Source organism: Nonomuraea sp. NPDC004580, from assembly GCF_040609855.1.
Classification (GTDB): domain Bacteria; phylum Actinomycetota; class Actinomycetes; order Streptosporangiales; family Streptosporangiaceae; genus Nonomuraea; species Nonomuraea salmonea.
This window is the reverse complement of sequence record NZ_JBEXLH010000026.1, coordinates 41,451-67,335: the sequence shown is the minus strand read 5'-3', so window position 1 is coordinate 67,335 and position 25,885 is coordinate 41,451. Positions and strand designations below refer to the sequence as shown.

Annotated in this window: 30 protein-coding genes and 1 tRNA gene; 16 read left to right on the top strand and 15 right to left on the bottom strand. The window is 71.1% G+C overall.

From position 1 onward, the window contains the following. Positions 1–12: 12 nt before the first annotated feature. Positions 13–465 carry a DUF1850 domain-containing protein gene (locus tag ABZW11_RS25515; RefSeq protein WP_355421654.1) on the top strand — a complete coding sequence of 151 codons (453 nt, stop codon included), beginning with the start codon at positions 13–15 and terminating at the stop codon, positions 463–465. Here ABZW11_RS25515 and ABZW11_RS25510 read toward each other — a convergent pair. Beyond that, a complete protein-coding gene (locus tag ABZW11_RS25510; protein ID WP_355421651.1) occupies positions 432–1,403 on the bottom strand; it encodes a magnesium transporter CorA family protein in 972 nt (323 codons plus the stop codon). The two genes, ABZW11_RS25515 and ABZW11_RS25510, sit on opposite strands and share 34 nt — an antisense overlap. Then, entirely contained in the window at positions 1,403–2,122 is a 720-nt protein-coding gene (locus ABZW11_RS25505) for a DUF72 domain-containing protein (protein WP_355421648.1), read from the bottom strand. Before ABZW11_RS25505 ends, ABZW11_RS25510 begins: the two co-directional genes overlap by 1 nt. Before the next feature lie 81 nt (positions 2,123–2,203). Between ABZW11_RS25505 and ABZW11_RS25500 the strand changes: the two genes are divergently transcribed. Then, the gene (locus tag ABZW11_RS25500) at positions 2,204–3,676 is read left to right on the top strand and encodes a YibE/F family protein (protein WP_355421645.1); all 1,473 of its coding nucleotides are present in this window, start codon (positions 2,204–2,206) and stop codon (positions 3,674–3,676) included. A gap of 71 nt (positions 3,677–3,747) precedes the next feature. On the opposite strand, the gene ABZW11_RS25495 is transcribed toward ABZW11_RS25500, so the two are convergent. Further along, positions 3,748–4,605, bottom strand: a complete 858-nt coding sequence (locus ABZW11_RS25495; protein ID WP_355421642.1) for an NAD(+)/NADH kinase — start codon at positions 4,603–4,605, stop codon at positions 3,748–3,750. Between the two features lie 80 nt (positions 4,606–4,685). Between ABZW11_RS25495 and ABZW11_RS25490 the strand changes: the two genes are divergently transcribed. Next, a complete protein-coding gene (locus tag ABZW11_RS25490) occupies positions 4,686–5,537 on the top strand; it encodes a DUF72 domain-containing protein (protein WP_355421639.1) in 852 nt (283 codons plus the stop codon). Positions 5,538–5,540: 3 nt separating this feature from the next. On the opposite strand, the gene ABZW11_RS25485 is transcribed toward ABZW11_RS25490, so the two are convergent. From ABZW11_RS25485 to ABZW11_RS25475, 3 genes are all read right to left on the bottom strand, one after another. Further along, complete coding sequence (locus ABZW11_RS25485) at positions 5,541–6,863, bottom strand: enolase C-terminal domain-like protein (protein ID WP_355421636.1); 1,323 nt, start codon at positions 6,861–6,863, stop codon at positions 5,541–5,543. A 15-nt stretch (positions 6,864–6,878) separates the two neighbouring features. Next, positions 6,879–7,793 carry a 5-dehydro-4-deoxyglucarate dehydratase gene (gene kdgD / locus ABZW11_RS25480; RefSeq protein WP_355421633.1) on the bottom strand — a complete coding sequence of 305 codons (915 nt, stop codon included), beginning with the start codon at positions 7,791–7,793 and terminating at the stop codon, positions 6,879–6,881. 134 nt (positions 7,794–7,927) lie between these two features. Next, complete coding sequence (locus ABZW11_RS25475) at positions 7,928–8,842, bottom strand: LysR family transcriptional regulator (RefSeq protein WP_355421630.1); 915 nt, start codon at positions 8,840–8,842, stop codon at positions 7,928–7,930. A gap of 170 nt (positions 8,843–9,012) precedes the next feature. Here ABZW11_RS25475 and ABZW11_RS25470 point away from each other — a divergent pair, with 170 nt between their 5' ends. From ABZW11_RS25470 to ABZW11_RS25455, 4 genes are read left to right on the top strand one after another with little or no spacing between them, the layout of a single operon-like run. Further along, entirely contained in the window at positions 9,013–10,020 is a 1,008-nt protein-coding gene (locus tag ABZW11_RS25470) for a tripartite tricarboxylate transporter substrate binding protein (protein ID WP_355421628.1), read from the top strand. A gap of 27 nt (positions 10,021–10,047) precedes the next feature. Next, positions 10,048–10,590: a tripartite tricarboxylate transporter TctB family protein gene (locus ABZW11_RS25465; RefSeq protein ID WP_355421626.1), complete on the top strand. Its 543-nt coding sequence runs from the start codon at positions 10,048–10,050 to the stop codon at positions 10,588–10,590. A gap of 22 nt (positions 10,591–10,612) precedes the next feature. Further along, the gene (locus ABZW11_RS25460) at positions 10,613–12,133 is read left to right on the top strand and encodes a tripartite tricarboxylate transporter permease (protein WP_355421623.1); all 1,521 of its coding nucleotides are present in this window, start codon (positions 10,613–10,615) and stop codon (positions 12,131–12,133) included. Next, complete coding sequence (locus ABZW11_RS25455; protein ID WP_355421620.1) at positions 12,130–13,401, top strand: enolase C-terminal domain-like protein; 1,272 nt, start codon at positions 12,130–12,132, stop codon at positions 13,399–13,401. Before ABZW11_RS25460 ends, ABZW11_RS25455 begins: the two co-directional genes overlap by 4 nt. Positions 13,402–13,406: 5 nt before the next feature. Here ABZW11_RS25455 and ABZW11_RS25450 read toward each other — a convergent pair whose 3' ends face one another. The 3 genes from ABZW11_RS25450 to ABZW11_RS25440 are packed head-to-tail and all read right to left on the bottom strand — an operon-like array spanning position 13,407 to position 16,454. Continuing rightward, on the bottom strand, positions 13,407–14,183 hold the full coding sequence (locus tag ABZW11_RS25450) for a FadR/GntR family transcriptional regulator (RefSeq protein WP_355421617.1): 777 nt from the start codon (positions 14,181–14,183) through the stop codon (positions 13,407–13,409). A 10-nt stretch (positions 14,184–14,193) separates the two neighbouring features. Then, complete coding sequence (locus ABZW11_RS25445; RefSeq protein WP_355421614.1) at positions 14,194–15,324, bottom strand: mandelate racemase/muconate lactonizing enzyme family protein; 1,131 nt, start codon at positions 15,322–15,324, stop codon at positions 14,194–14,196. A gap of 5 nt (positions 15,325–15,329) precedes the next feature. Further along, complete coding sequence (locus tag ABZW11_RS25440; protein ID WP_355421611.1) at positions 15,330–16,454, bottom strand: mandelate racemase/muconate lactonizing enzyme family protein; 1,125 nt, start codon at positions 16,452–16,454, stop codon at positions 15,330–15,332. Between the two features lie 193 nt (positions 16,455–16,647). Here ABZW11_RS25440 and ABZW11_RS25435 point away from each other — a divergent pair, with 193 nt between their 5' ends. Further along, positions 16,648–16,836, top strand: a complete 189-nt coding sequence (locus tag ABZW11_RS25435; protein ID WP_355421608.1) for a hypothetical protein — start codon at positions 16,648–16,650, stop codon at positions 16,834–16,836. 36 nt (positions 16,837–16,872) lie between these two features. Here the strand turns inward: ABZW11_RS25435 and ABZW11_RS25430 are convergent, their stop codons facing one another. Continuing rightward, the gene (locus tag ABZW11_RS25430) at positions 16,873–17,034 is read right to left on the bottom strand and encodes a hypothetical protein (protein WP_355421605.1); all 162 of its coding nucleotides are present in this window, start codon (positions 17,032–17,034) and stop codon (positions 16,873–16,875) included. 152 nt (positions 17,035–17,186) lie between these two features. Further along, positions 17,187–17,825, bottom strand: a complete 639-nt coding sequence (locus ABZW11_RS25425) for a hypothetical protein (protein WP_355421602.1) — start codon at positions 17,823–17,825, stop codon at positions 17,187–17,189. A gap of 251 nt (positions 17,826–18,076) precedes the next feature. Between ABZW11_RS25425 and ABZW11_RS25420 the strand changes: the two genes are divergently transcribed. Next, entirely contained in the window at positions 18,077–18,292 is a 216-nt protein-coding gene (locus ABZW11_RS25420; RefSeq protein ID WP_355421599.1) for a hypothetical protein, read from the top strand. 107 nt (positions 18,293–18,399) lie between these two features. Next, on the top strand, positions 18,400–18,837 hold the full coding sequence (locus ABZW11_RS25415) for a hypothetical protein (RefSeq protein WP_355421596.1): 438 nt from the start codon (positions 18,400–18,402) through the stop codon (positions 18,835–18,837). Between the two features lie 306 nt (positions 18,838–19,143). Here ABZW11_RS25415 and ABZW11_RS25410 read toward each other — a convergent pair. Further along, positions 19,144–19,220, bottom strand: a tRNA-Pro gene (locus ABZW11_RS25410). Positions 19,221–19,314: 94 nt separating this feature from the next. Here ABZW11_RS25410 and ABZW11_RS25405 point away from each other — a divergent pair. From ABZW11_RS25405 to ABZW11_RS25390, 4 genes are all read left to right on the top strand, one after another. Further along, on the top strand, positions 19,315–19,740 hold the full coding sequence (locus ABZW11_RS25405) for a hypothetical protein (protein ID WP_355421593.1): 426 nt from the start codon (positions 19,315–19,317) through the stop codon (positions 19,738–19,740). Positions 19,741–19,808: 68 nt separating this feature from the next. Beyond that, entirely contained in the window at positions 19,809–20,357 is a 549-nt protein-coding gene (locus ABZW11_RS25400) for a hypothetical protein (RefSeq protein ID WP_355421590.1), read from the top strand. A 7-nt stretch (positions 20,358–20,364) separates the two neighbouring features. Continuing rightward, positions 20,365–21,135, top strand: coding sequence for a hypothetical protein (locus ABZW11_RS25395; protein ID WP_355421587.1), 771 nt, complete (start codon positions 20,365–20,367; stop codon positions 21,133–21,135). 6 nt (positions 21,136–21,141) lie between these two features. Further along, a complete protein-coding gene (locus ABZW11_RS25390; RefSeq protein WP_355421584.1) occupies positions 21,142–21,339 on the top strand; it encodes a hypothetical protein in 198 nt (65 codons plus the stop codon). A gap of 73 nt (positions 21,340–21,412) precedes the next feature. Here the strand turns inward: ABZW11_RS25390 and ABZW11_RS25385 are convergent, their stop codons facing one another. Together ABZW11_RS25385 and ABZW11_RS25380 are read right to left on the bottom strand one after the other, a co-directional pair. Next, a complete protein-coding gene (locus ABZW11_RS25385) occupies positions 21,413–21,769 on the bottom strand; it encodes an ATP-binding protein (RefSeq protein ID WP_355421581.1) in 357 nt (118 codons plus the stop codon). A gap of 73 nt (positions 21,770–21,842) precedes the next feature. Further along, complete coding sequence (locus ABZW11_RS25380) at positions 21,843–22,613, bottom strand: SigB/SigF/SigG family RNA polymerase sigma factor (RefSeq protein ID WP_345401745.1); 771 nt, start codon at positions 22,611–22,613, stop codon at positions 21,843–21,845. A 172-nt stretch (positions 22,614–22,785) separates the two neighbouring features. On the opposite strand from ABZW11_RS25380, the gene ABZW11_RS25375 reads away from it, so the two are divergent. Continuing rightward, positions 22,786–23,142: an STAS domain-containing protein gene (locus ABZW11_RS25375; RefSeq protein WP_355421748.1), complete on the top strand. Its 357-nt coding sequence runs from the start codon at positions 22,786–22,788 to the stop codon at positions 23,140–23,142. A gap of 59 nt (positions 23,143–23,201) precedes the next feature. Here the strand turns inward: ABZW11_RS25375 and ABZW11_RS25370 are convergent, their stop codons facing one another. Next, positions 23,202–23,924 (bottom strand): GAF and ANTAR domain-containing protein, encoded by a 723-nt coding sequence (locus ABZW11_RS25370; protein ID WP_355421577.1) that lies wholly within the window; start codon positions 23,922–23,924, stop codon positions 23,202–23,204. A 59-nt stretch (positions 23,925–23,983) separates the two neighbouring features. Here ABZW11_RS25370 and ABZW11_RS25365 point away from each other — a divergent pair, with 59 nt between their 5' ends. Then, positions 23,984–25,816, top strand: a complete 1,833-nt coding sequence (locus ABZW11_RS25365; RefSeq protein ID WP_355421574.1) for a SpoIIE family protein phosphatase — start codon at positions 23,984–23,986, stop codon at positions 25,814–25,816. The last annotated feature ends 69 nt before the right edge of the window (positions 25,817–25,885 follow it).

Here is a 25,885-nt window from a genome sequence, read left to right as displayed (position 1 = left end):
GTCCTGGCGCTCGTGGCGGTGGCGGCGCTCGGCGCGGCCGGCGGCCCCGGGCGCCTGACCGTGAACGGCCTGCCCATCGTGGCGGGCCGCTTCGCGATCGCGTACGTGCATTCGATGTACCGGGCGCCGTCCGCCGAGGTGTTCACCGTGGAGGGCGGCCGGTTCACGATGCGGGCGGTGGTCTCGGCGAGCGGCGGCGTGCTCGACTACTACGCGCTGGAGGGCGAGCGGGCCAGGCTGCCGGGCGGCCGGTGGGTGCTGCGCCTCGCCGAGCCCGTGGCGTACCGGGAGCTGTCGCTGCTGACCACCTCGCTCGGCCGCAGGACGCTGGTCTCGGGCGGGCGCTGCCTGCCGCTCTATCCGCGCGGCGGCGGCGCCGAGGTGCGGGTGGCGCTGCGGCTCACTCCCGACGCGCGGGGCGGGCCCTGCGATCAGAGCCAGTCCTTCTTCTTGAACACCACGTAGAGCGCGACCGAGGTGAGCCCCATCAGCGCCGTGGACAGCCAGAACCCCCACTGCTCGCCGGTGCCCGGGTAGGGCAGGTTCTGCCCGTAGAAGCCGGTGATCGCGGTGGGCACGGCGATGATCGCCGCCCAGCTCGTGATCTTCTTCATGATCTCGTTGAGCCGGAAGCCCTGCTGCGCCAGGCGGGTGTCGCGGACGTTGGCGAGCATGTCGCGGACCGCGTCCACCCATTCGCCGACGCGCAGCACGTGGTCGCGGACGTCCTCATAGTAGGGGGCCATCACCGGGTCGCCCATCAGAGCCTGGTCGCGCCTGAGCAGGGTGCCGATGACCTCGTGCATCGGCAGCGAGACCCGGCGCAGCTTGGAGGCGTTCTTGCGCAGCACGTACAGGGTGCGCTGGAGGCCCTTGCCGTTGCTCAGCTGCTCGGCGAACAGCGACTCCTCCAGCTCCTCGGCCTCCGCGTCGAGGTCCTGGGCCAGCTCGAACTGGGTGTCCACGACGTAGTCGAGCAGGCCGTGCAGCAGGAACATCACGCCGTGCCCCGCCAGGCGCGCGGCGGCGTCCCAGCGCCTGACCACCTCGGCGATGTCGAAGTGCCCGCTCTCGCGGACGGTGACCAGGGCGTTGGCGGTGACGAAGACGTCCACCTCGACGGCGTGCACGCGGCGGTCGTCGTCGAAGTGCACGCCGTAGGCGGCGATGAACAGGTGGTTGTCGTAGATGTCGAGCTTGGGCCGCTGGTGGCCGGCCAGGACGTCCTCCAGGGCCAGCTCGTGCAGCCCCAGCTCCTCTCCGATCAGGGCGAGGTCGGCCGGCGACGGCGCGCAGAGGTCGAACCAGACCGTGGCGTCCCGGTCGCCCACGTACCGGGAGACGTCCGCTATGGGGAAGCCCTCGCTCTCCAGGCGGCCGTTCCGGTAGAGACGGGTGTGCACTAGCCGAGTCTGGCAAGAAATGCGGCGAAACGTCGCGCGTTGTGCACGGCTGCTCCTCCCGGGTCGTTGTTGAAGTAGACGTAGGCGTCGGGCCAGCCGGCCTCGGCGACGCGGGCGGCCCACGTCCGCAGGGCGCGCTCCCCGTACGCGTAGGCCGACCTGCCCTGGTGCAGGCGGACGTAACCCCACGTCGCGGTACGCCAGAACGGCGCCTGCGGCCTGCCCAGCCGGTCGGCCCAGCACAGCGCCGCCGCGCGCGACTCCAGCACCGCCCGCGCCTCCTCGGTCCACCAGGACGGGTGCCGCGGCTCCACGGCCACCCTCGTGCCGGGCGGGAAGCAGGCCAGGCAGCGGTCGAGCAGCCCCGGGTCGGCCTTGAGGGTGGGCGGGAGCTGCAGCAGGATCGGCCCCAGCTTCTCCCCCAGCCCGGCGGCCGCGGCCATCAGCCTGGCCACCGGCTCCTCCGGTTCGTTCAGCCGCCTGATGTGGGTCAGGAACCGGCTGGCCTTGACCGCCATCACGAACCCCGGCGGCGTACGCTCCCGCCAGCCGGCGAACACCTCCCTGCTCGGCAGCCGGTAGAACGCGTTGTTGCTCTCGACGGTCGGGAACTCCCCCGCGTACGTCTCCAGCCACAGCCGCTGCGGCACCCCCGGCGGATAGAGCACCCCGCGCCAGTCCTTGTACTGCCACCCTGAGGTGCCGGCCAGCCATGTCATGCCGTTGCGCCTACCCCGCCCCGCGAGGTGCAGTACTGTCCTACTTCGTCGGCCAGTCGGCCAAGGAGGACCTCTCACGCGATGGGCGCCAACCACGCTCACGGCACCACCGTCACAGAAGCGGGCGGTTCACGACGTACGGTGACGGCCGGGCTGGCCGTCCTGGTACCGCTGGCGTTCATCACGCTGGCCGCGCTGATCTGGCTCTGGCCCGAGGGCACCGCCGCCGGGCCCGCGCCCGAGTCCGGCGTGCAGCGGCTCACCGGCACGGTCGTCGGCGTCACACTCGGACGTTGCCCCGACGCCCCCGAGGGCGCGCCCAGACCCGACCCGGCCACCTGCGGCGAAGCCGTCGTCAAAGTCGGCGACGGGCCCGACCTGGGCAGCGAGGTGGAGCTCCGGCTGCCGGGCGGGCCGGGCGCTCAGCACTTCACGCCGGGCGACGACGTGATCCTGCTGCGCGACGCCGACGGCGCCTACCAGCTCTCCGACCACGACAGGTCGCTGCCGCTGTGGTTGTTCGGCGTGGCGTTCGCGCTGGCGGTCATCGCCTTCGGGCGCTGGCGCGGGGTGACCGCGCTGGCGGGGCTGGCGGTGACGTTCGTGCTGCTGCTGACGTTCGTCATCCCCGGCATCCTGGAGGGCCGGTCGCCGATGCTGGTGGCCATCGTCGGGTCGGCGGCGATCATGCTGACCGTGCTCTACCTGACGCACGGCTTCTCCCCGTCCACGTCGGTCGCCGTGCTCGGGACGCTGGCCAGCCTGGCGCTGACCGGGCTGCTGTCGTACGCGGCGCTGGGGGTGGCCAGGCTCAACGGCGTCACCGACGACAGCGCGCTGATGCTCGGCATGAGCCTGAACATCGACACGCAGGGCCTGCTGCTCGCCGGGATCATCATCGGCGCGCTGGGCGTGCTCGACGACGTCACCGTCACCCAGGCCGTGACGGTGGCCGAGCTGGCCCGCGCCAACCCGTCGTACGGCTTCGCCCGCCTCTACCGCGCGGCGGGGCGCATCGGGCGGGCGCACATCGCGTCGGTGATCAACACCATCATCCTGGCGTACGCGGGGGCGTCGCTGCCGCTGCTGCTGCTGTTCAGCATCGGCGCACAGCCCCTGGGCGAGGTGATGACGACGCCGGTGATCGCACAGGAGATCGTGCGCGGGGTGGTCGGCACGCTCGGGCTCATCGCGGCCGTCCCCATCACCACGGCCCTCGCCGCCCTGGCCGCCACCCGCTCCCGCCCTTCCTTGCCCCAGGACTCCCCGCCCCAGGACTCCCCGCCCCAGGACCGCCCGCCCCAGGACCGCCCGCCCCGAGACCGCAGGACCCGGGACCGCAGGGCGCGCGGCCGGGACGACGACGGCCCGTCGGGCTTCTTCGCACCGCAGGACCAGGACCCCGGCGACTTCTTCACGCCACAGGAGCGGGACCCCGGCGACTTGTTCACCCCCCGCCCGGCCGGTCCGCCTCCAGGAACGGCACCCACCGAGAGGGCGCCACAGGCGGAGTCGCAGCGCCCGGCGCGCCACCGCCGCCGCGCCGGGACCTGACGGCGGGCCGGGGTGACGCGGGCGCCGCCCGCCGACCCGCCCGCCGACCCCGACCGCCGACCCCGACCGGCTCAGTCGGCTTCGATGCTGCCGTCCACGCGGAGCTTGCGGCGGGCGCGTTCGTAGAACGTGGTGCCCAGCCGGACCACCTTGGCGGCACCGGGCCAGGCGGTCACGGTGAGGCTGTCGCCGGGGCACAGGTGCCCCATCACGGCGCCGTCGACCTCGACGGCCAGCCGCCCGCTGCTCGGCAGCACGTGGAGGCTCACCTCCTCGTCGGCGGGCAGCACCAGGGCCCGGTTGAACGCGGAGTGCGCGGCGGCGGGCACGACCAGCACCGCCTCCACGCGGGGCGAGACGATCGGCCCCCCGGCGGAGAAGCTGTAGGCGGTGGATCCGGTGCTGGTGGCGACGATGACGGCGTCGGCGGAGTAGCGCACGAAGGGGCTGTCGGACGGGGTGACGGCGACGTTGGCCAGCCCGTGGCCGGGATAGCGGACGAGCGCGATGTCGTTGAACGCCGTCATCTCGGTGCCGTTGACGCTGGTGCGGATGGCCATGCGCGGCTCGATCGTGTATTCGTGCCGGTCGATGGCCGACAACGTCTTCGGCAGCTCGTCCACGTCGATCTCGGCGAGGAAGCCCAGCTTGCCGAGGTTCACGCCGAGGATGGGCGTCGGCCGCCCGGCCAGCAGCCGCATCGTCCGCAGCATGGTGCCGTCGCCGCCCAGCCCGACGAGCAGGTCGGCCTTGTCGACCAGCGCGTCGGTGTCGACGGGCACGGCGGTGCAGTCGATGCGGCCCACCTCCTCGGGCAGGCCGAGCACCGTGGCACCCTTGTCGGCGGCCCACCGCAGGATGGTGTCGATCGCCTGCTTGGAGTCGCGCTGGGGGTGCAGCACCAGCCCGACCGTCCCGACCATGCCCATGCCGCCACCTTACGTGGACCGCCGGCGTGCGGACGCAACGGGGGATCTTGCCCGCGCGCGTGTCCGGTAGCGTCGTGGCCATGCGGCTTCATGTGGGATGCGCGATGTGGGCGAACGCGCGGTGGCAGGGGCGTTTCGTGCCCGCCCACCTGCCTCAGGCCGAGCGGCTGAAGGCGTACGCGGGCTGGTGCGACGCGGTCGAGGGCAACACCACGTTCTACGCCACGCCGGCCCGCGCCACGGTCGAGTCGTGGGCGGCGCAGACCTCGCCCGGCTTCCGTTTCGTCGTCAAGCTGCCCAAGGCCGTCACCCACGAGCACCGGCTGGTGGGCGGCGAGGCCGAGCTGCGCGCGTTCCTCGACGCCATGGAGCCGCTGGGGCCCCGCGTGCACGCGTTCTGGGTGCAGGTGCCCGGCTCGTTCGGGCCGGCCGACGTGGGCACGCTCGCGGCATTCCTGCGCCGGCTGCCGCGCGGCGTGCGCTGCGCCGTGGAGGTCCGCCATCCGGCGTTCTTCATCGACGAGCGGGCGGCCCGCCTGCTCGAACGGATGCTGGACGGCGCGGGCGCCGAGTGGGTGCCGTTCGACACCACGGTGATGTTCGCCGCGCCGCCGTCCAGCGCGGCCGAGCGGGAGGCGTGGGAACGCAAGCCACGCCTCCCCCGCCGCATGCGGGCGCTGACCGCCCACCCGATCGTGCGCTACCTCGGCCGCGACGACGAGGAGCGCACGGTGGCGGGCTGGCGCCCGTGGGTGACGACGGCCGCGGAGTGGCTCCGCGAGGGCCGCTCACCGACGGTGTTCATCCACACCCCCGACAACGCCGACGCACCGGCGCTGGCCCGCCGCTTCCACGACGAGGTACGCGCCCTCGTCCCTGACCTGGCGCCGCTCCCCGACCCGGAGCCGCACGAACCCCTCACGCTGTTCTGATGCTCAGCGGACCAGGCAGGGCCGCTTCGGGTCGAACGTCCAGCCCTCGACCAGGTACTGCATGGCCACGGAGTCGTCGCGGGCGCCGAGGCCGTGGCGCAGGTAGCGGTCGTGGGCCTCGGCCAGGGCGTCCCTGTCCAGCTCGACCCCTAGGCCCGGCGTGTCGGGCACCTGGACGGCGCCGTCCGTGATCTGGAACGGCCCGGTGGTGAGGGCCTGGCCGTCCTGCCAGATCCAGTGCGTGTCGAGCGCCGTGATCTCGCCCGGCGCGGCGGCCCCGACGTGGGTGAACATGGCGAGCGAGATGTCGAAGTGGTTGTTGGAGTGCGACCCCCACGTCAGCCCGAAGTCGTGGCAGAGCTGCGCGACGCGCACCGAGCCCGCCATCGTCCAGAAGTGCGGGTCGGCCAGCGGGATGTCGACCGCGTCCGAGCGTACGGCGTGGGCCAGCTCCCGCCAGTCCGTGGCGATCATGTTGGTCGCGGTCGGCAGCCCGGTCGCCCGCCGGAACTCGGCCATCGTCTCCCGCCCCGAGAAGCGGCCCTCGGGGCCGCACGGGTCCTCGGCGTAGGCCAGGACGCCTCCGAGGTCCCGGCACAGCCGTACGGCGTCGGCCAGCAGCCAGCCGCCGTTGGGGTCGAGCGTGACGCGGGCCCCGGGGAACCGGCGGGCCAGCGCCCTGACCGCCTCGACCTCCTCCTCGCCGGCCAGCACGCCGCCCTTGAGCTTGAAGTCGGTGAAGCCGTAGCGCTCCTGCGCGGCCTCGGCCAGCGCGACCACCGCGTCGGGGGTGAGCGCCTCCCGGCGGCGCAGCCGCGACCAGCGGTCGTCGCCCTCGTCGTCCACGAGGTACGGCAGATCCGTCCTGCCGGGGTCGCCGATGTAGAACAGGTAGCCGAGCATCGGCACCCGGTCGCGCTGCCTGCCCTCGCCCAGGAGGTCGGCGACGGGCAGGCCGAGGTACTGGCCGTGCAGGTCGAGCAGGCCCGACTCCAGGCCGGTGACGGCGTGCACGGTGGTGCGCAGGTCGAAGGTCTGCTGCCCGCGCCCGCCCGCGTCGCGGGCGGCGTAACGGCCGGCCACGTCGCGCAGCAGGGCGCGGTAGCGGGCGACCGGCTGCCCGGCGAGCAGGGTGCCGGCCTCCTCGACGGTCCGCCTGATGGCCTCGCCGCCGGGCACCTCGCCGAGCCCGGTACGCCCGTCGGAGTCGGTGACGATGACGACGTTGCGGGTGAAGAACGGCCCGTGGGCGCCGCTGAGGTTGAGGAGCATGCTGTCGTACCCGGCGACCGGGACGACCTCGACGCTCGCGATGGTGGGCGACATCTCGGGAGGATCCCCCTAGCTGATCTTGTTGATGAGCGCGGTCAGCTCGGCGAGCTCGCCCTCGGTGAGGTTCTGCAGGGGCGGGCGCACGGGCCCGGCGGGGCGTCCGACGGCGGTCAGCCCGGCCTTGATGATCGAGACGGCGTAGCCCTTCATGCGGTCGCGGATGTCGAGGTAGGGCAGCACGAACTCGCGGATGCGCCGGTAGACGGCCTCCCGGTCCTGGGCGCGCACGTCGGCGTAGAAGTCGAGCGCGTACTGCGGCACGAAGTTGAAGATGGCCGAGGAGTAGGTGCTCATGCCGAGCTGTAGCAGCGGCAGCGCGAACGTCTCGGCGGTGGGCAGGCCGCCGATGTAGGCCAGGCGGTCGCCGACGGAGGCGTAGATGCGGGTGAGGTTCTCGATGTCGCCGACGCCGTCCTTGAAGCCGATGAGCGTCTCGTTCCGCTCGACGAGGGCCGCCACGGAGCGGTCGTTGAGCACGGCGTTGGCCCGGCTGTAGACGATCACGCCGAGGTCGGTGGCGGCGCACACGGCGGAGACGTGCTCGACCAGGCCCGCCTGGCCGGCCTCGGTGAGGTAGGGCGGCATCAGCAGCAGGCCGTCGGCGCCGGCCGCCGCGGCTGCCTTGGCCTGGGCGACGGCGTTGGCGGTGCCGCCGGTGGCCGGGGCCATCACGGGGACGCGCCCGTTGACCTCGTCCACGGCGGCGCGCACCACCCGGTCGATCTCCGCGCCGGTCAGCGAGAAGCCCTCACCCGTGCCGCCCGCGGCGAACAGGCCGGCGACGGGGTAGCCGCTCAGCCAGGACAGGTGCTCGCGGTAGCGCGGCTCGTCGAACTCCAGGTCGCCGGTGAAGTGGGTGACGGGGAACGACAACAAACCACTCTTGAGCTGAGTGGCGAGCTCCTGCGGGGAGTAACTGGACACGATGAGGCTCCTCGCTTGACATGCGGCCGTGGGGTTTCCCCGCATCGGCTGAAAGGTCTGACGTCCGACAGGCTAAGAAGGAGGAGTGATTCCTGTCCAAGTGCGATTCTGTATCTGGCGATGCCTTAAGAGCATCATGCCTCCAGGTCGGGCAGCAGTTCGAGCACCCGGCCGAGCGCGGGGTTGGTCGAGTTGCGGTCCCAGATGACGTGCAGCTCGACGGGTTCGCCGATGGCCGCGGCGGCGTCGAGCGGGTCGCCGCCGCCGCGCACGAGGTCGCAGAAGGCGATGCCGTCCACGCCGAGCGAGCGCGCACTGGCGGGCACCAGCGCCACGCCGCGCCCGGCCGCCACGAGCAGCACGGCGGTGAGGATCTGGTGCACCTGCTGCTCGATGCGGGCGTGGGCGTTGGTGAGGAAGCGCACGGTCAGCTCGTGGAAGTAGCGCGACTGTACGGGGTTGTAACTGATCACCGCGAGCCCGTCGAAGTCGTCGGGCGCGAGCGGCCTGCCGAGCCCGGCCAGCCGGTGCCCGGCGGGCACGACGGCGCACAGCGGCTCGCGGAAGACGACCCGGGAGTCGAGCGTGGCGATGTCGAACGGCGGCCGGGCGAGACCGAGATCGAGCTCGCCGCGCAGCAGGCCGTCCACCTGCCCGGCGGTCACCCGTTCGTGCAGGATGACGTCGATGTCGGGGAGCTGCTCGGCCAGGCGGCGCAGCAGCGTGCCGAGCATGCTGATGGCCGAGACGGCGGTGAACCCGAGCCGCACGGTGCCCGCCGCGCCGCTGGCGATCCTGCGCGCCCGGTCGCCCGCGGTGTCCACCAGCGAGAGCATGCGCCGGGCGTCCTCCAGGAAGCCGTGGCCCGCGTCGGTGAGCACGACGCGGCGGTTGTCACGTTCCAGGAGCGTCACGCCGACGGCGCGTTCGAGCTTCTGGATGTGCCTGCTGAGCGGCGGCTGCGTCATGCGCAGGCGGTCGGCCGCGCGGCCGAAGTGCAGCTCTTCCGCGACCGCGACGAAGGCCCTGATCTGATCGAGGGTCAGCATGATGCCATCAGAGTATCACTCGATACCGAAAAGACGTTGGACAGGCATCAAGCCAGCTCCCTAGTCTCCGGAGAACCACAACAGCGGAAACCTTGCCGTAACCTGACGCAACTGCATCTCCGCACAGAGCAAGCCACGGGCGGCCCCCCGCCCGGATGAAGGAGAAGTCCATGCCGACATCTCGGACAGCCCCCCGCCGCATCCTCCTGGGTGTCGCCGGTGCCGTCGCAGCGATGGCGCTGACCGCGTGCGGTGGTGTCAAGACGACCTCCTCCGGGGGCGGCGACGGGGAATATCCGTCGGGCAACATCGAGTTCAGCGTCGGCGCCTCCGCCGGCGGCTCCTCCGACCTCATCACCCGCGCGCTCGCCCAGGGCATCGCCAAAGAGCTCGGCGTCTCCGCGCCCGTGATCAACAAGCCGGGCGCCAACGGCGCGCTCGCGGCCAAGGAGCTGCAGGCCGCCAAGCCCGACGGCTACAAGATCGCCGTGCAGAACGCCTCGCTGTTCACGATCACGCCGCTCACGGTGTCGCCCGCCGAGGCCACCAAGATCGACTCCTTCGAGGTCATCACCGGGGTCTCCCGCGACGACTACGTCATGGCCACCAACCCCAAGTCCGGCTTCACGTCCATCGAGGACATGAAGAAGGCCGGCAAGACCATCCGGTACGGCACCACCGGCGTCGGCACCGGAGCCCAGCTCGCCTCCGCGCTGACGTTCAAGACCGCCGGCATCGACGCCACGGCCGTGCCCTTCGACGGCGGCGCCCCCAACCTGACGGCCCTGCTCGGCAACCAGGTGGACGTCTCCACCATGCAGATCGGCGAGGCCATCGAGAACATCAAGGGCGGCAAGCTCGTGCCGCTCGCCGTGTTCTCCAAGGAGCGCATCCCCTACCTGCCCGACGTCAAGACCGCCACAGAGCAGGGCTTCGACGTCCAGGTGACGCAGTACCGCTTCCTGACCGCGCCCAAGGGCACGCCGGAGAACGTCAAGTCCAAGCTGCTCGACGCGGCGAAGAAGACGTTCGCCACACCGGAGTACAAGAAGTTCAACGAGCAGAACTCGCTCACTCCGATGGAGGTCTCCCCGCAGGAGGTCCTCGACGCGCTCCAGAAGGACTCCTCGACGTTCAAGGCGAAGCTCGACGAGTTCGGCATCAGCCTGGCCGGTTGATCCCCCCTTCCTGCGAAGGAGTACCCCATGCCCGTGTCCGACCCGGCGCCGCCACCGGAATCCGACGACGCCGCCGTGCTGCAGGCCGAGGCCGACCGGATCCAGGCCGAGATGGAGGAGGCCAGGCCGCCGCACGCCGGCCCGGCCGCCCAGGTCGGCGCCGCGCTGGTGGCGCTGGTCGTCGGCCTGCTCGGCGCGGCCGGCTCGCACGCGCTCGGCCTCGGCGCGCTGACCCAGCCGGGCCCCGGCCTGTGGCCGTTCGCCATCAGCGTCGTCATCGTCGTGCTGTCGGCGGCGCTCCTCGTCACCGGCCGCGGCCTGCGGGACACCGAGCGGTTCTCCCGCGCGAGCCTGCAGACCGTGGTCGGCCTGGTGACGCTCGTGCTGCTCGCCGCGCTGCTGCCGGTGATCGGGTTCGAGATCCCCTCGGCGCTGCTGATGTTCGTCTGGCTGCGCTGGCTGGGCAAGGAGTCGTGGCGCTCCTCCATCGTGATCAGTATCGGCGCCGTGGCCGCGTTCTACGTGCTCTTCGTGCTGCTGCTGCAGATCCCGCTCCCCCGCCTCATCTGAGGAAGGCCCCGAGAAAAGTCACATGGACATCTCCCCGATCCTCAACGGCTTCGGCGTCGTCCTGGAGCCGGCCAACCTGCTCTACTGCCTGGTCGGCGTCATCATCGGCATGCTCATCGGCGTGCTGCCCGGCCTCGGGCCCGGCGCGACGATCGCGATCCTGCTGCCGATCACGTACGGCATCGGGCCGGTCTCGGCGATCATCATGCTGGCGGGCATCTTCTACGGCGCCCAGTACGGCGGCACGATCACCTCGGTCCTGCTGCGCCTGCCCGGCGAGGCGTCCTCGGTCGTGACCGTCTTCGACGGCTTCGCTCTGGCCAAACAGGGCAAGGCGGGCACCGCGCTCGGCATCGCGGCCATCGGCTCGTTCGTCGGCGGCACGATCTCGATCATCGGCCTGACCCTCGTCGCGCCGATCGTGGCCGGTTTCGCCCTCGACTTCGGGCCGCCCGAGTACGCCGCACTCGGCATCCTCGGCGTGCTGCTGATCTCCTCGATCGGCAACGGCAACAAGCTCAAGGCCATCATCGCCGCCTGCGTCGGCCTGCTGATCGCGACCGTGGGCCGCGACACGTTCACCGGCGCGGAGCGCTTCACCTTCGGCAGCCTCAACCTGGCCGAGGGCATCGACTTCATCCCGATCGCCATGGGCCTGTTCGGGCTCAGCGAGATCCTCTACAACCTGGAGGAGCGGCACAACAAGGTGCACTCCCCCGCCAAGGTCGGCAACGTCTGGCCGTCACGCCGTGACCTCAGCCAGTCCAAGGGGGCGATCGGGCGGGGCTCGCTGGTCGGGTTCGTGCTGGGCGTGCTGCCCGGCGGCGGGGCCGTGCTGTCGTCGCTGGCGGCGTACGCGCTGGAGAAGCGGCGCGCCAAGCAGCCCGAGCGCTTCGGCCGCGGCGCGGTGGAGGGCGTGGCCGCGCCCGAGACCGCCAACAACGCCGCCGCCACCTCCTCGTTCATCCCGCTGCTGACGCTCGGCATCCCCGCCAACGCCACGATGGCGCTGATCTTCGGCGCGCTGCTCATCCAGGGCATCCAGCCGGGGCCGCAACTCGTCACCGAGCACCCCGACGTCTTCTGGGGCGTCATCAACTCGATGTACATCGGCAACATCCTGCTGCTGATCATGAGCATCCCCATGGTCGGCGTGTTCGTCAGGATCCTGCGGGTGCGCCCGGCCGTCCTGGCCCCGATCACGGTGCTGATCACGCTGCTCGGCGCCTACACCGTGCGCAACCAGGTCTACGACATCTTCCTGGTGATCGCCTTCGGCGTGCTGGGCTACCTGATGAAGAAGTTCGGCTTCGAGCCGGGGCCGCTGGTGCTGGCGTTCGTGCTGGGCACGATGATCGAGAGCTCGGCGCGTCAGGGGCTGCTCATCTTCGGCGGCAATCCCGCGGGCTTCCTCACCCGCCCCATTTCTGGGACGGTGTTCGCCATCGTGGTGATCGTGGCCGCCTGGCCGCTGATCCGCAGAGCCGTGCGCCGCAGACCGGCGCAGGGTGCCGCCGATCGTGCCGAGGAGAGGACTTCATGACCGTCACCGCCGGCCGGGTCAGCCGGGTCGTCGTCACGCCCGTCGCCTTCCGCGACCCGCCCCTGCTCAACGTGGTGGGCGTGCACCAGCCGTACGTGCTGCGCGCGATCGTCCAGGTGCACACCGACGAGGGGCTGGTGGGGCTCGGCGAGACGTACGCCGACGAGGCGCATCTCGGCCGCCTGGAGGCGGTGGCCGCGGCCCTGCCCGGCGCGGACGTCTTCGACCTGCACGCCCTGCGCCGCGTCGTCACCGAGACGCTCGGCGCCTCGACCGGCGGTGCGGGGGCCAGCTTCGGCGGCATGCTGGAGGTCTCCAGCGCCGTGGACACCGTGGTGTCGCCGTTCGAGGTGGCGCTGCTCGACCTCCAGGGCAGGGCGCTCGGCCGGCCGGTGAGCGACCTGCTGGGCGGCGCCGTACGCGACCGGGTGCCGTACTCGGCGTACCTGTTCTACAAATGGGCCGGGCACCCCGGCCACGACGAGGACACGTGGGGCGAGGGCCGCACGCCCGAGCAGCTGGTCGCCCAGGCGCGCCGGATGGTCGGCGAGTACGGCTTCACCGCCGTCAAGCTCAAGGGCGGCGTGTACGAGCCCCGCCACGAGGCCGAGACCGTCGAGGCGCTGGCCGCCGCCTTCCCCGGCCACGCGCTGCGCATCGACCCCAACGGCGCATGGACCGTCGGCACCTCGATCGAGGTGGCCGGCCGGCTGTCCGGCGTGCTGGAGTACCTGGAGGACCCGACGCCCGGCATCGACGGCATGGCCGAGGTCGCGAAGCACACCGAGCTGCCGCTGGCCACGAACATGTGCGTGATCGCCTTCGAGCACCTCAAGCCGGCCGTGGCCGCCGACGCCGTGCAGGTCGTGCTCTCCGACCACCACCTGTGGGGCGGGCTGCGCCGCTCGGCGCTGCTCGGGGGCATCTGCGAGACGTTCGGCATGGGGCTGTCGATGCACTCCAACTCGCATCTCGGGGTCAGCCTGGCCGCGATGACCCACCTGGCCGCCGCCACGCCCAACCTCACCTACGCCTGCGACACCCACTACCCGTGGAAGACCGAGGAGGTCGTCAAGCCGGGCGTGCTGGAGTTCCGCGACGGCGGCGTGGCCGTGCCGCGCGGCCCCGGCCTCGGGGTCGAGCTGGACGAGGACGCGCTGGCCGCGCTGCACGAGCAGTATCTGCGCTGCGGGCAGCGCGGGCGCGAGGACACCGCGTACATGCGCTCGATCGTCCCCGGTTTCACCCCGAACACCGCCCGCTGGTAGCCCTCCTACGGGGCCTGCAGGCGGGCGCGGCTGTTGGACAGGTGCAGCCGCATCGCCGCCCGCGCCGCCGCCGCGTCCCTGTCGGCGACGGCGCGGTAGACGTTCTCGTGCTCCAGCGTCACCCGCGTGAGGTGGGTGGCGTCGGAGACCGTGTAGACGTGTTCGAGCCGGGTGCGCGGCAGCATGATCATCATGGGGCCGAGCGAGGCCAGCAGGTCGGAGTAGAACCGGTTGCCCGACGCCAGTGCCACCTTCATGTGGAAGGCGAAGTCGGCCTCGACGGCGTGGCCCGGCTGCTCGCCGGACCGCCCGAGGTCGATCAGGGCCCGCTCGATGGCTTTGAGCTGCAGGTCCGTACGCCGCTCAGCGGCCAGCCCGGCGGCCTCCGTCTCGACGCCGATGCGGAAGTCGATCATGTCGAGGACGTCGCGGTGGGTGCGCACCTGCGCCGCCTCCACCGAGAACGCCGTGGGCGGCGGCAGCGCCAGCACGAACGAGCCCCGCCCCTGGAACGTCTCCACCAGCCCGGCCGCCTGCAGCCGCGAGACGGCCTCGCGCACCACCGTGCGGCTGACCCCGAACTCCTTGATCAGCGATGACTCGGTGGGCAGCTTGTCGCCTGGCCTGATCTCGCCGGCCAGGATGCGGGCGCGGAGCCGCTCGACCAGCTCGTGCGCCAGCCCGCGCCCGCCGTCCCGCCCGATCCTGCGCGCCGCCTTCCGGCCGCTGGGCGCGGCATCGCTCTGGTCGCTCGGCGCGGCATCGCCCTGGTCGCTCGGCACGGCGGACAATCTACCGGCCTGAGCCGTGGAACTCGACGTCGTCGATCAGCCGGTCGCGGGCCCGCCCGGCCAGGCTCAGCCCCAGCCCTGGACGGTCCGGCACGGCCATCCGCCCGCCCTCGATGCGCATCCGCTCCTCGAACAGCGGCGCCAGCCACTCGATGTGCTCCACCCACGACTCGCGCGGGAACGCGGCGGCCAGGTGCACGTGGATCTCCATCACGAAGTGCGGCGCGACCTGCGTGTGCGCGTGGTCGGCCAGCGCGGCGACCTTGAGGTAGGGGGTGATGCCGCCGACGCGCGGCACGTCGGGCTGGATGACGTCCGCGGCGCGGGCCTCGATGAGATCGACGTGCCCGGCGACGCTGGTGAGCATCTCGCCGGTGGCGATCGGCGTGTCCAGGGCGGCGGCCAGCTGCGCGTGCCCCTCGGTGTCGTACGCGTCCAGCGGCTCCTCGATCCACACCAGCCCGAAGTCCTCCACGGCCCGCCCGAACCGCAGCGCCGACGCCCGGTCCCACTGCTGGTTGGCGTCCACCATCAGCGGCACCCCGTCGCCGAGGTGCTCCCTGACCGCCCCCAGCCGCCGCAGGTCCTCCTTCATGTCCGGCTGCCCGACCTTGATCTTGATCCCGCCGATGCCGCCGGCCAGGGACTGCGAGGCCCGCTCCTTGACCTCGTCCAGCGGCGCCTGGAGGTAACCGCCCGAGGTGTTGTAGACCCGCACGGAATCCCGGTAGGCCCCCAGCAGCTTCGCCAGCGGCAACCCGGCCCGCCGCGCCTTGACGTCCCACAGGGCCACGTCCACGGCCGCCAGCGCCTGCGTGGCCACCCCGGAGCGGCCCACGGACGCGCCCGCCCACAACAGCGCCTCGTACGTCTTGCCGATGTCCGACGGGTCACGCCCCAGCAGGCTCTCCCCCACCTCCCTGACGTGCGCGTACTGCGCCGGGGTGCCCGCCCTGGTCGTGTAGGAGAAGCCGAGCCCGCGCAGGCCGTCGCTGGTGCCGATCTCGCAGGTCAGCACGTCGATCTGGGACAGCGGGCGCTGCCGCCCCGTGGCCACCTTGGCGTCGCTGACGGGGGCCGCGAGCGGCACCGCGTACCGGGCGAACCGGACGTACGCGATCGCGTCGCCCACGCGGATCACGCCTTCCCGAACTCGACGCTGTCCGTCACCCACGCGCGGCACTGCTCGCTCAGCGTGAACCCGAGCCCAGGGCGGTCCGGCACGATCATGCGCCCGTCGCGCGTCTCCAGGCGCTCGTTGAACAGCGGGTTCAACCACTCGAAGTGCTCCACCCACGGCTCGCGCGGGTAGGCGGCGGCCAGGTGGAGGTGGATCTCCATGGCGAAGTGCGGCGCGAGCTGCAGCCCCGCGTGATCGGCGAGGGCGGCCAGGCGCAGGAAGGAGGTGATGCCGCCGACGCGGGGCGCGTCGGGCTGGATGACGTCGGCGGCGCGGGCCTCGATGAGCCGTACGTGCTCGGCCACGCTGGAGAGCATCTCGCCGGTCGCGATCGGCGTGTCCAGCGCGGCGGCCAGCTGCGCGTGCCCCTCGGCGTCGTACGCGTCCAGCGGCTCCTCGATCCACACCAGCCCGAAGTCCTCCACGGCCCGCCCGAACCGCAGCGCGCTCGCCCGGTCCCACTGCTGGTTGGCGTCCACCATCAGCGGCACCCCGTCCCCGAGGTGCTCCCTGACCGCCGCCAGCCGCCGCAGGTCCTCCTTCATGTCCGGCTGCCCGACCTTGATCTTGATCCCGCCGATGCCGTCGGCCAGGGACTGCGAGGCCCGCTGCTTCACCTCCTCGATCGGCGCGTGCAGGAAGCCGCCCGAGGTGTTGTACGCCCGCACCGAGTCCCGGTAGGCCCCCAGCAGCTTCGCCAGCGGCAGCCCGGCCCGCCGCGCCTTCAGGTCCCACAGGGCCACGTCGATGGCCGCCAGCGCCTGCGTGGCCACCCCGGAGCGGCCCACGGACGCGCCCGCCCACAGCAGCGTGTCGTACACCCTGCCGATGTCGGACGGGTCCTGCCCGATGAGGTTCTCGCCCACCTCCTTGGCGTGCGCGTACTGCGCGGGGCCGCCGGCCCGCTTGGAGTAGCCGAACCCGGTGCCGGAGTGCCCGTCCTCGGTCGCGATCTCGGCGAACAGGAACACGATCTCCGTCATCGGCTTCTGCCGCCCGGTGAGCACCTTGGCGTCGCTGACGGGCACGTCCAGGGGAAGCGTGACGGAGGAGAGCGTGACGTGACGGATGCGGTCGGCCATGAGGAACCTCGCGGGGTCAGGATGGGCTGGCGTACGCAAGTCATCGTACAAATCCGATATTCATACGACAACTGGCCATCCGCGGCCACGCGATGGACACACGCATGCCCGCCACGGATCCTGAACCTGACCAAGGACCGTGATCGGGGACCCCGCCTCCGGGGACACCCGCGCCTGAGAACCGGGAGACCGCATGAGAACCCGCCCCTGGGCCCGCCGCACCGCCGCCTCGGCCGCCACGCTGGTCGCCGTCCTCGCCCTCACCACCGCCCCGGCCCAGGCCGCCAACCCCTCGGACTGCGCGCAGGCCGCCACGGTCGTCCGCACCCCGCAGGTCATGGTGCTGGCCGACGGCGAATCCGGCACCAAGCGCCCGCTATAAGCCCCTATGACTCCCTCGTCCTGCGGTGCCCGGGAGTCATGGGAGCGGGAAGAGCGTGCCGGCGGTGCGGAACCAGTCGTCGTCGAGGAAGCGTCCGGTCATCCGTCCCACGATGGTGAGACAGGCGTTGGCCGACACTTCGTCGCCCCGGCCCTCGTCGCTGTCGGGGAACAGTCCGTACGCATAGGGCTCGAACACGGACCCCGGCACCAGGATGAGAACCTGCGACCCCTTGACCCCCAGGCACATCATGACGGAGCGGGAACACGGCCGAAACCCGCCCCCACCTGGTACGACCGTCCCGTACGATCCCCTCAGATCCATGGTCGTCCGGGCCGGTTGTCACTCAGTTAGTCACCCAGGATCTGGCCCGTGGGCTGGGCCTGCTGCCACAAGTCTCGGCCGTTGCTCCACAGCTCAGAGGCATGGTAAGCGAACCGGTCGAACAGGCCGTCATCCTGATACCGTCGCAGGTGCAGCATAGGCGAGTCGTGCCCGACCAGATTGGCCAAGTGTGGCGTGACAAGCATTTCCGAGTCGAACCGGAACACGCTCATAGCGATGTGTCCATCACCGAACCGGGCTTCGACGCCGGGAACCTCTCGTAGCTGCTCCACCTCCGACAACGTGATCCGGATGCGCGTGGAGACGGTCAGCGGAACGTTCTCCACCTCCTCACGCCGCCGGGTGACCTCGCTCTCCGGATCGCCGACGAGGAACCGGACCTTGCACCCCTGCTGGGCCTTCCGCTTGAGCACCTTCGCGAGGTTGGGGTGTTCCAGCCACAGGAAGTAGTTCGTGTAACCGGCGAAAACGATTTCGTTGCGCGCCGAATTGATGAGATTGCGCCAGATTGACTTCGGACATGCAGAGCGATAGGGATAAACGGTCAAGACTTCCTTGTCCGGCCCGGTTTTCACCGTATTGCGGATTGCTTCTGGCCATAGCACGGCGATCTCAACTCCTAGTGCCTCTGCGGCGGCCCCCATTGGTGTCGCATGTGCGGAACGCGCGTTTCGTTTTGCAGCCAGCGTTCCACCGTCTTGATGTCCACGCCACATCGGTCGGCCAAGCTCTGGTTCGTGACCTGGGCGTTCAGCATGGCTCTGCGTAGGGGGACATTGGCCACGGTACACCTCGCGCTGAGGACGTCAGGGACGTCTGGAGCGTAACGCCATAACGTCCTGGACGTCTTGGTAACGCGGTGGGTTTGTCACGCGCAGGTAAGCACGCTGATCCCATGTCAACCCCGGTAATTCTCGAAGACCTCCAAGCGGCATTTCCCGGTTGGTGCATTTGGCGTAGTTCCGCCGGTCGCATCTGGGCCACCCGGAACGGTCGTCGTCTGTCTCAGCACGAGATAGATCACGGCCTGGCACAGACGATCGACGCGGACGACATCGCCCAGCTCGCCGACCAGTTGAAGGAGCAGGAAGCAGGAGAGCAGGCACTGTGACCACCCCCTCCACCAGAGTCGGCCGCCGCGCCGAGATCACGGGGATGCTCCATAGCCCGGCATCAACACGAGCGTGGGCTTCCTTCCTCCTCGGACGCTTCGGGACCGTGATAGCGGTGCTGCGTAACGGCACTCTGGCCTTGCTCGCGCTGGACGGAGATGCGCACGAGATGCCGGGAGGAGTGAAGCGCTGGCCGATCCACTTGGACGACCTGCTCATCCACGATGACGAGGCACGACCCGTCACGCGATCGGACGGCTACCGCCTCGGCCTGTCCGGTCAGCAGAAGGCAGTTGTACAGCACGCGGTGCGGGCCGACCGGAAGGTGAGCTTGTGCGGGGAGGCGGTGCGCCCGTTGCCGACGCTGGGGTGGTGCCTGCCTTTCCTGCCCACCGCCGCACGGGCCTGCCGGCCTGCGTCCGACTGGTCGCACCTGGAGCAGAGGAAGGCATGCCGCTTCTTCCGCCACGGTGACCATGTTGCGGTCCTGTCCCCCGCCTGCCGCCTCGGGGCGGAGCGCTCCCGCCGGAGGCATGAGGGTTGAAGAGCCCCCGGTGTGAGTGGAGCGGCCGGCGCCCATGCGAAGCACCCGAAAGGCCGTGAAGCGGTGGGTGCCGGCGGCGGAACGTCGGCGAGGGCGCGGAGGTCGGCCATGGAAGGTGTACGACGGTGCGGCAGCCGTATGGCGGTGCGGCCCGAGCCGCTGCCGCCCGGGACCGGCCCCAGGCCCGTCCATCGCCGCAGCTCGTTGCAGAAGGACGGGGCGGATTCCCTCTTCGCGCGGTAGTCACTCAGCAATGCGAAAGGGTGCCATCCTTTTGGATGACACCCTGCTCGACCAGCGAAAACCTGGTCGGGACGACAGGATTTGAACCTGCGACCCCTTGACCCCCAGTCAAGTGCGCTACCAAGCTGCGCTACGTCCCGGTTGTGTCGGCCGCCCCCTGCGGGGTGGGACGTCATAACCTTAGCGCACATCAGAGGTGCACGCGTACACGGAAAAGCGGAGCGGAGGCGGCCGGTGGGGCGGAGGCCGAGCATCGATCGGGATGAGCTGGCCAGGCTCGTCGCTCAAGGGCGGAGCGTGCAGGAGCTGGCGGCGCACTTCGGGGTGAGCGAATCGGGGGTGTTGCAGGCCAAGCGGGCCGCGGGGCTGGCCAAGCCGATGCTGGACCACAGCGCCGCCCTGCCGTGGAAGCTCGCCAGGACGCACTCCCAGTCGGGCCCCGCCACGAACCTGCGCAACCTGTCGGCGGCGGCGCAGGGCAAGCCGCCGGCGGCCGAGCGGCTGAACACGGCGCTGCGGTGGGCTCAGCGGCTCGTGGACGCGGGCCTGGACGTGCGCTACGACCCCGCGGAGGGGTTCAGCGAGGTGCCGGCCGCCCCAGGGGGCTCACACGTCGCGGCCGTGCTGGAGGCGGCGAGGAAAGCACTCGACGCTCACTGAGGCTCGCGTTTCGACATACCTGTTCGAGGGCAGTCGCTGGTCTCATCAAAGAGATCGGAGGCGAGAACATGACCACCTCTGTATGGGTGGCCGTCGTCGTGGTCGTGGTGGTGGCGCTCGCCGCAGTGGGCTGGTTCATGCTGCAGCAGCAGAAGCGCCGCTCCCATCTCCGCGAACGCTTCGGCCCGGAGTACGAACGCATAGTCTCCGAGCACGACAACCGCCGGGAGGCGGAGCAGGAGCTGCTCGACCGTGAGCAGCGCCACGCCGAGCTGGACATCCGGCCCCTGTCGCAGGAGTCCCGCGACGCGTACGCGAGCCGCTGGATCGAGGTCCAGGAGCGCTTCGTCGACGCGCCCGGCTTCGCGGTGACGGAGGCGGACCAGCTGGTGACGGCCGTCATGGCCGAGCGGGGCTACCCCACCGAGGACTTCGAGCAGCGCCTGTCCGACCTGTCGGTCGGGCACGCGGCGACGCTCGACCACTACAGGACGGCTCACGAGATCAGCGGGCGCGCGGCCAGGAAGGAGGCCTCCACCGAGGACCTCCGGCAGGCCATGGTGCACTACCGCGCGCTGTTCGAGGAGCTCCTCCACGAGACCACCCGAGGACGGTGAGCACGATATGAGCAGCAGCGACGAGCTCAAGGTGCCGTCGCAGCCCGGCAGGACGTACGACGCCGGAAACGACACCACGAACGACCGTGAGCACGCCTACAAGGACGACCACAGGGGCGACTACAGGGACGGCGAGCGGGACGGCCTCGCGGACGATCCGCGTGACGATCCCAAGGACGACCTCGCGCACCGGGAGCCCGTCGAGGACGTGATCGTCAGCGACGAGCCCGTCCGCGACGGCGAGTACGCCCGCGACGGCGACGAGCTGGCCGCGTCCGAGGCCGGGACCGACCGCATCCCTCCGTACGACGACGACTCCCACGACGGCACAGCCGTCCCCGGCACCGGTGTCGCGGCCACCCCCGTGACGCCCGCGGCGACCGGCCGTGACCCTTACGCGGATCAGGCGCCGGCGCACGCGGCCCCCGACGACATCGTCCTGTTCGACCAGGACCCCACCCAGGTGCAGGCCCGCTGGCGCGACCTGCAGGCGTCGTTCGTGGACGACCCCGGCGAGGCGGTGCGGCGGGCGGACGGCCTGGTCGGCGAGGTGGTGGAGTCGCTCACCAGCAGCCTGACGAGCCGTACGGAGGCGCTGCGCGGCCGCTGGAAGGACGCCGGCGAGGCGGAGACCGAGCAGCTGCGGCTGGCGCTGCGCGACTACCGCAACGTCCTGGAGCGCCTGCTGGCACTCAGCGGCTCGCAGGACCACGGCGTGCCGCACGCCCAGGAAACCTCGCAGGACCACAACGTCCAGCACGCTCAGAGAATGAGGTGACGTGGCATGCTCGCGATCATCGCAGCCATCATCTTCGGTCTAGGGTTCCTGCTCGACCTGGTGGGCGCGTCGATCCCCGGCGGTTTCTCCGGGATGACGTTCGTCCTGCTGGGGCTGACGCTGCTGGCGCTGCACCAGGCGGGCGTCGGCACGGCCGGCATCCGTACGGGCAACGGCGGCTGGCGGAGCAGGGCCCGCCGCTAGGACGAAGTGAAGGGGCCCGGAGATCCGGGCCCCTTCGCCGTACACAATGAACGCGATGCCAGCGAACGCGATGTCAGCTTTTGCCGGGGAAGCGCATGATGACCGTGCTGCCCTCGCCGCCGACCCGCAACGTCAGGTCGGAGGAGAGCAGCCGGGCCACCCACAGCCCCATGCCGCCGACGGAGCCGGGCATCGGCCCCGGTTTCCACGAGCCTTTGTCGTGCACCTCGACGACGAGGTCGCCGTTCGACGTCCACGTCCGCAGGAACGCGTGGTCGTGCCCGTGGGTGACGGCGTTGGTGGCGACCTCGTTGACGGCGATGACGAAATCGCCGATGGCCTCCTCCGGCATGCCGGCGGCCCGCGCCTCCTCCTCGGCGTACTGCCGCACGCGCGGCAGGTCCGGCAGGCGGAACCGCAGGCCTCTCACGGGCGCGCCGGGTGGCGGGCCCGTGTGGCCCGACTGAGGCTCCACGTCCTCGTTCACCCGGTGACCGCCCTCGTCAGGAGACCAGCTCGGCACGCAGCTGGTCGAGAACCTTGCGCAGGATGCGTGAGACGTGCATCTGCGAGATGCCGAACTCGGCCGCGATCTCGGCCTGCGTCATGTTGCCGAAGAAGCGCAGCAGCAGGATGTGCTTCTCGCGGGAGGGCAGGGCGTCGATGAGCGGCTTGACGGCCTCCCTGTCGACCATGGTGCTCAGCGTGTCGTCGTCCTCGGGGATGACGTCGCCGAGCGAGGCGGCGTCGTCGTCCGTGCCGAGCGGCGCGTCGAGCGAGAGCGTGCTGTACGCGGCCGAGGCGTCGAGCGTCAGCAGGACGTCCTCCTCCGTGATGTTCATCTTGGCGGCGAGCTCCGCAACGGTCGGGGACCTGCCGAGGTCCTGGCTCAGGTCGGCCACGAGCCGGTTGAGCTCCGAGCGGCGCTCCTGGTAGAGACGGGGCACCCGGATCGCCCAGGTGCGGTCGCGGAAGTGCCGCTTGACCTCGCCGGTCATCGTGACGACCGCGTAGCCCCTGAACGCGTGTCCGAGGGTCGGGTCGAAGCCGTTGACGGCCTTCATCAGGCCAACATACGCGGCCTGGAGGAGATCCTCCAAAGGCTCGCCGCGGTAGCGGTAGCGTCGCGCGATCTCCATGGCGAGCGGCCTGTGCATCTCGACGATGCGCTCGCGCAGGCGTTCCCTGTGGCTGTCGGGCGTCTCTTCCCTGACCATTTCGGCCAGGAGCTCTTCCGCGGTCATCTCCTCGAGGACGTATTCCTGCACAGCCATCGCTGCTCCTCATATGGATCGCAGGCGGCCTCGCAAGGAAAAAAGCCCATGCAGAGGCACGCCTCGTCTGTTCTCGAGACAGAAGCCCTCTGCTGGACCTCGGATCCAGTGTCCCCCATCGGGCCGGAAGTATTCCTCGATCGCGTGGTGACAGTAGGGTTGCTTCGTGACAATGCCGGAGAACGGCGGGGAGCCCGTGGCGGCCCTCAGCCTGACGTCGTCGACCGTGGACGGGATCACCGTGGTGCGGGTCGACGGGGTGCTCGACGCCACGACACGCGCCCAGTTCGCCGACTATCTAGCCATGGCGGGCGACGACCTGATCCTCGACCTCGCCGGGGTGACGTTCATGGACTCGCGCGCGCTCGGGCTGATCGTGCATCACTGGCAGACCAGCCTCACGGCGGGCGCCAAGTTCGCGCTCATCGGGGTGGAGTACACCAAGTCGAAGGTGATGTGGATCACAGGTCTGGCGCAGCGGCTGCCGATCTACGACACGCTCGCGGACGCGCTCGCCGCGATCAATTGAGCCGTGTCCAGTGAGCCGTGTCCAGTGAGCCGTGTCCAGTGAGCCGCGTCCACTGAGGGTCAGCCGCGTTTCGACGACTTGCGCTGGTGCTCCTCGACCAGGAGCCTGGCCAGGTCGGCCACCTTCACCTGGTGGTGCTGGGAGATGCGGCGCAGCTCCTCGAACGCGGCCTCGGCGCTGCACCCGCTGGTCTGCATGATGATGCCCTTGGCCTGGTCGATCAGCGAGCGGCCGGCCAGGGCCTCCTGCAGCTGGGCGGCGTCGGTGCGCACCTCCTCGAACTCCCACATGTTGGCCATCGCCACGCCGACCTGCTCGGTCAGCATGTCGGCGAGCGACACCGCGCCCTGGGGCGAGAACGCGCCAGGGCTTACCGAGTAGAGGCCGACCACCAGCAGCGCGGGCGGCACCTCGATGGGCACCGTGAGCACGGAGCGCACGCCGGAGCGGGTGGCCAGCGCGTCGTAGCGCGGCCAGCGGGTCTCCTTGAGCACGTCGGTCACGGTGGCGCGGCCGCCGCTCTGCCTGGCCTCGATGGACGGGCCCTCGCCCAGCTCGCGTTCGCCCTCGACGAGCAGGATCAGCTCGCTGTGGGAGCCGGAGACCAGCACCCGGTGGTCGCGCCAGTGTTCGGCGGAGGCTCCCGAGCAGCCGGGCACTCCTGCCGCCAGCGCCGCCGTCAGTCCTCTGAGCACGCTCTCCGTCGAAGTGCCCTCGCCCAGGCGGCCCAGTGCGGCGAGGTCGCGCGCGAGTCCGGGGGTGATCATCGCGGTCGATTCCATAGCAACAAGCATCTACCCCTTATGGCTAGCATTATCCCGGGTGGCGTAGCGTTCAGGGCATGACCATGCCGGACCTCGAACACGCGCTAGACGCGCTGGCCGGGCGCGTCTCCTCGCTGCGCGAAGCGAGGGCCGCCTACCCCAAGGACCTCGCGCCCACACTCGACGCGGCGCTGGCCGAGCTCGACACGGCCGCGGAACTCCTGGCAGAAGCCCGGGAGGAGCTGCGCAAGGCCCCCAGACGGCCGGGCGGCAAGAAGGACGGCGGGCAGCGGGAGCTGAAGCTGCTGCGCCAGGTGTTCAGGGCCTTCCCCGTGCCCGTCATCGTGCTCGACGGCGGCGGCGTGGTGAGGCGGATCAACCCCGAGACCTCCCGCATGCTGGGCAGCCCCGACGGCTATCTCGTGGGCCGCTCGTTCCCGCTGCTGGTGGACGTGTCGCGGCGGGCGGCGTTCCGCTCGCATCTGACGGCGGTGCTGCAGACGGGCCAGCCGTCGGCGTTCGAGACGCGCCTCGCGCACCAGGGCCGCACCCACACCGTGCAGCTCGCGCTGACCAGGCTGACGATGCCGGGCGAGCCGCAGCAGATGGTCGCGGCGGTGGCGCTGCCGACGGAGGTGCAGCTGCCCGAGCCGGGTGCGCGGCGGCCGGAGCAGGCCGACGGCGCGCTGCTGCTGGCCGCGGCGCGGCGGCAGGACCTGCTGGCCAGGATGGCCAGGCTGCTGCTCGAAGAGGACGCGCTGATGCGTCCAGGCGCGCTGCAGCGGGCCACGCGGCTGCTGGCGGCCGAGTGGGCCGACTGGGTGATCGCCGACCTGATGCGCGACGGCCTGCCGCACCGCGCGGCCGTCATGGCGCCGAAGAACCATCCGCTGGGCGACCTGGTCAGGCAGGTGGAGTCGGCCGACCCGGCGGGCAGCATGGTCGTGATGCAGGTGCTCGACCGCCGCTCCGGCGTGGTGCAGGAGATGGTGGACGACGAGAGTGTGCTCGGGTTCTGCGCGGAGGGGCCGCTGCTGACCGTGATGGGCGCGGGCTCGCTGCTGTCGGTGCCGATCGGGCACGGCGACGGCGTGCTGACGCTCGTACGCGCGCACGACCGGCCGCCGTTCGCCCTGGCCGACCTGGCCGTCATGCAGGAGGTGGGGCTGCAGCTGGGCCTGGCCCTGCGCGCCCAGGTGAGCTTCCAGAGCCGGTCGCGGGCCGCCGACGCGCTGTCGGCCAGCGTGGCCCCGCGCAACCTGCCCGACGTGCCCGGCTACGAGGCGGCGGCCGTCTACCACCCCGGCTCGTCGGTGGGCGCCGAGTTCTACGACGTGTTCCCGGTGTCCGGTGGCTGGGGGTTCGCGCTGGGCGGCGCGGCCGGCAAGGGCGAGGAGGCGGCCTCGGTCAGCGCCATGGTGCGCGGCGGCCTGCGGGTGCTCAGCGCCTGGGAGGCCGATCCCGACCTGGTGATGCGCAAGGTGAACGAGGCGCTGGTCGCGCAGGGCACCGGCATGTTCGTGATGGCGGTGGCGGGCTTCGTCAAGGGCCGCGAGATCCGGCTGTCGTCGGCGGGCCACCATCCCGCCGCCCTGTTGCAGCCCGACGGGGCGGTGCGGTTCGCGGCGGGCGGTGGTGTGCCGCTGGGCATCTCCGCCGAGGCGGAGACCGAGGTCCAGACGCTGACGGTGGCCGTCGGGGAGACGCTGGTGCTCTATTCGGAGGGGCTGGTCTCCTCGCGGAACGAGCGCGGCGAGCCGTACGGCGAGGAGCGGCTGGCCGACGTGCTGGGCCGGTGCGCGGGGCAGGCGCCCTCGACCGTGGTCAAGGCGGTGGAGGCCGACCGGCACGCGTTCTCGGGTGGCCGGGTTTGGGATGAGATCGTGGTTTTCGCCCTGCGGGGTGTCTGATCTGCGGGGGTTTGCGATCGGCGCGAAACTGGGTATCGTCTGAGAAGTAGAACGACGTGCCTAAGACGC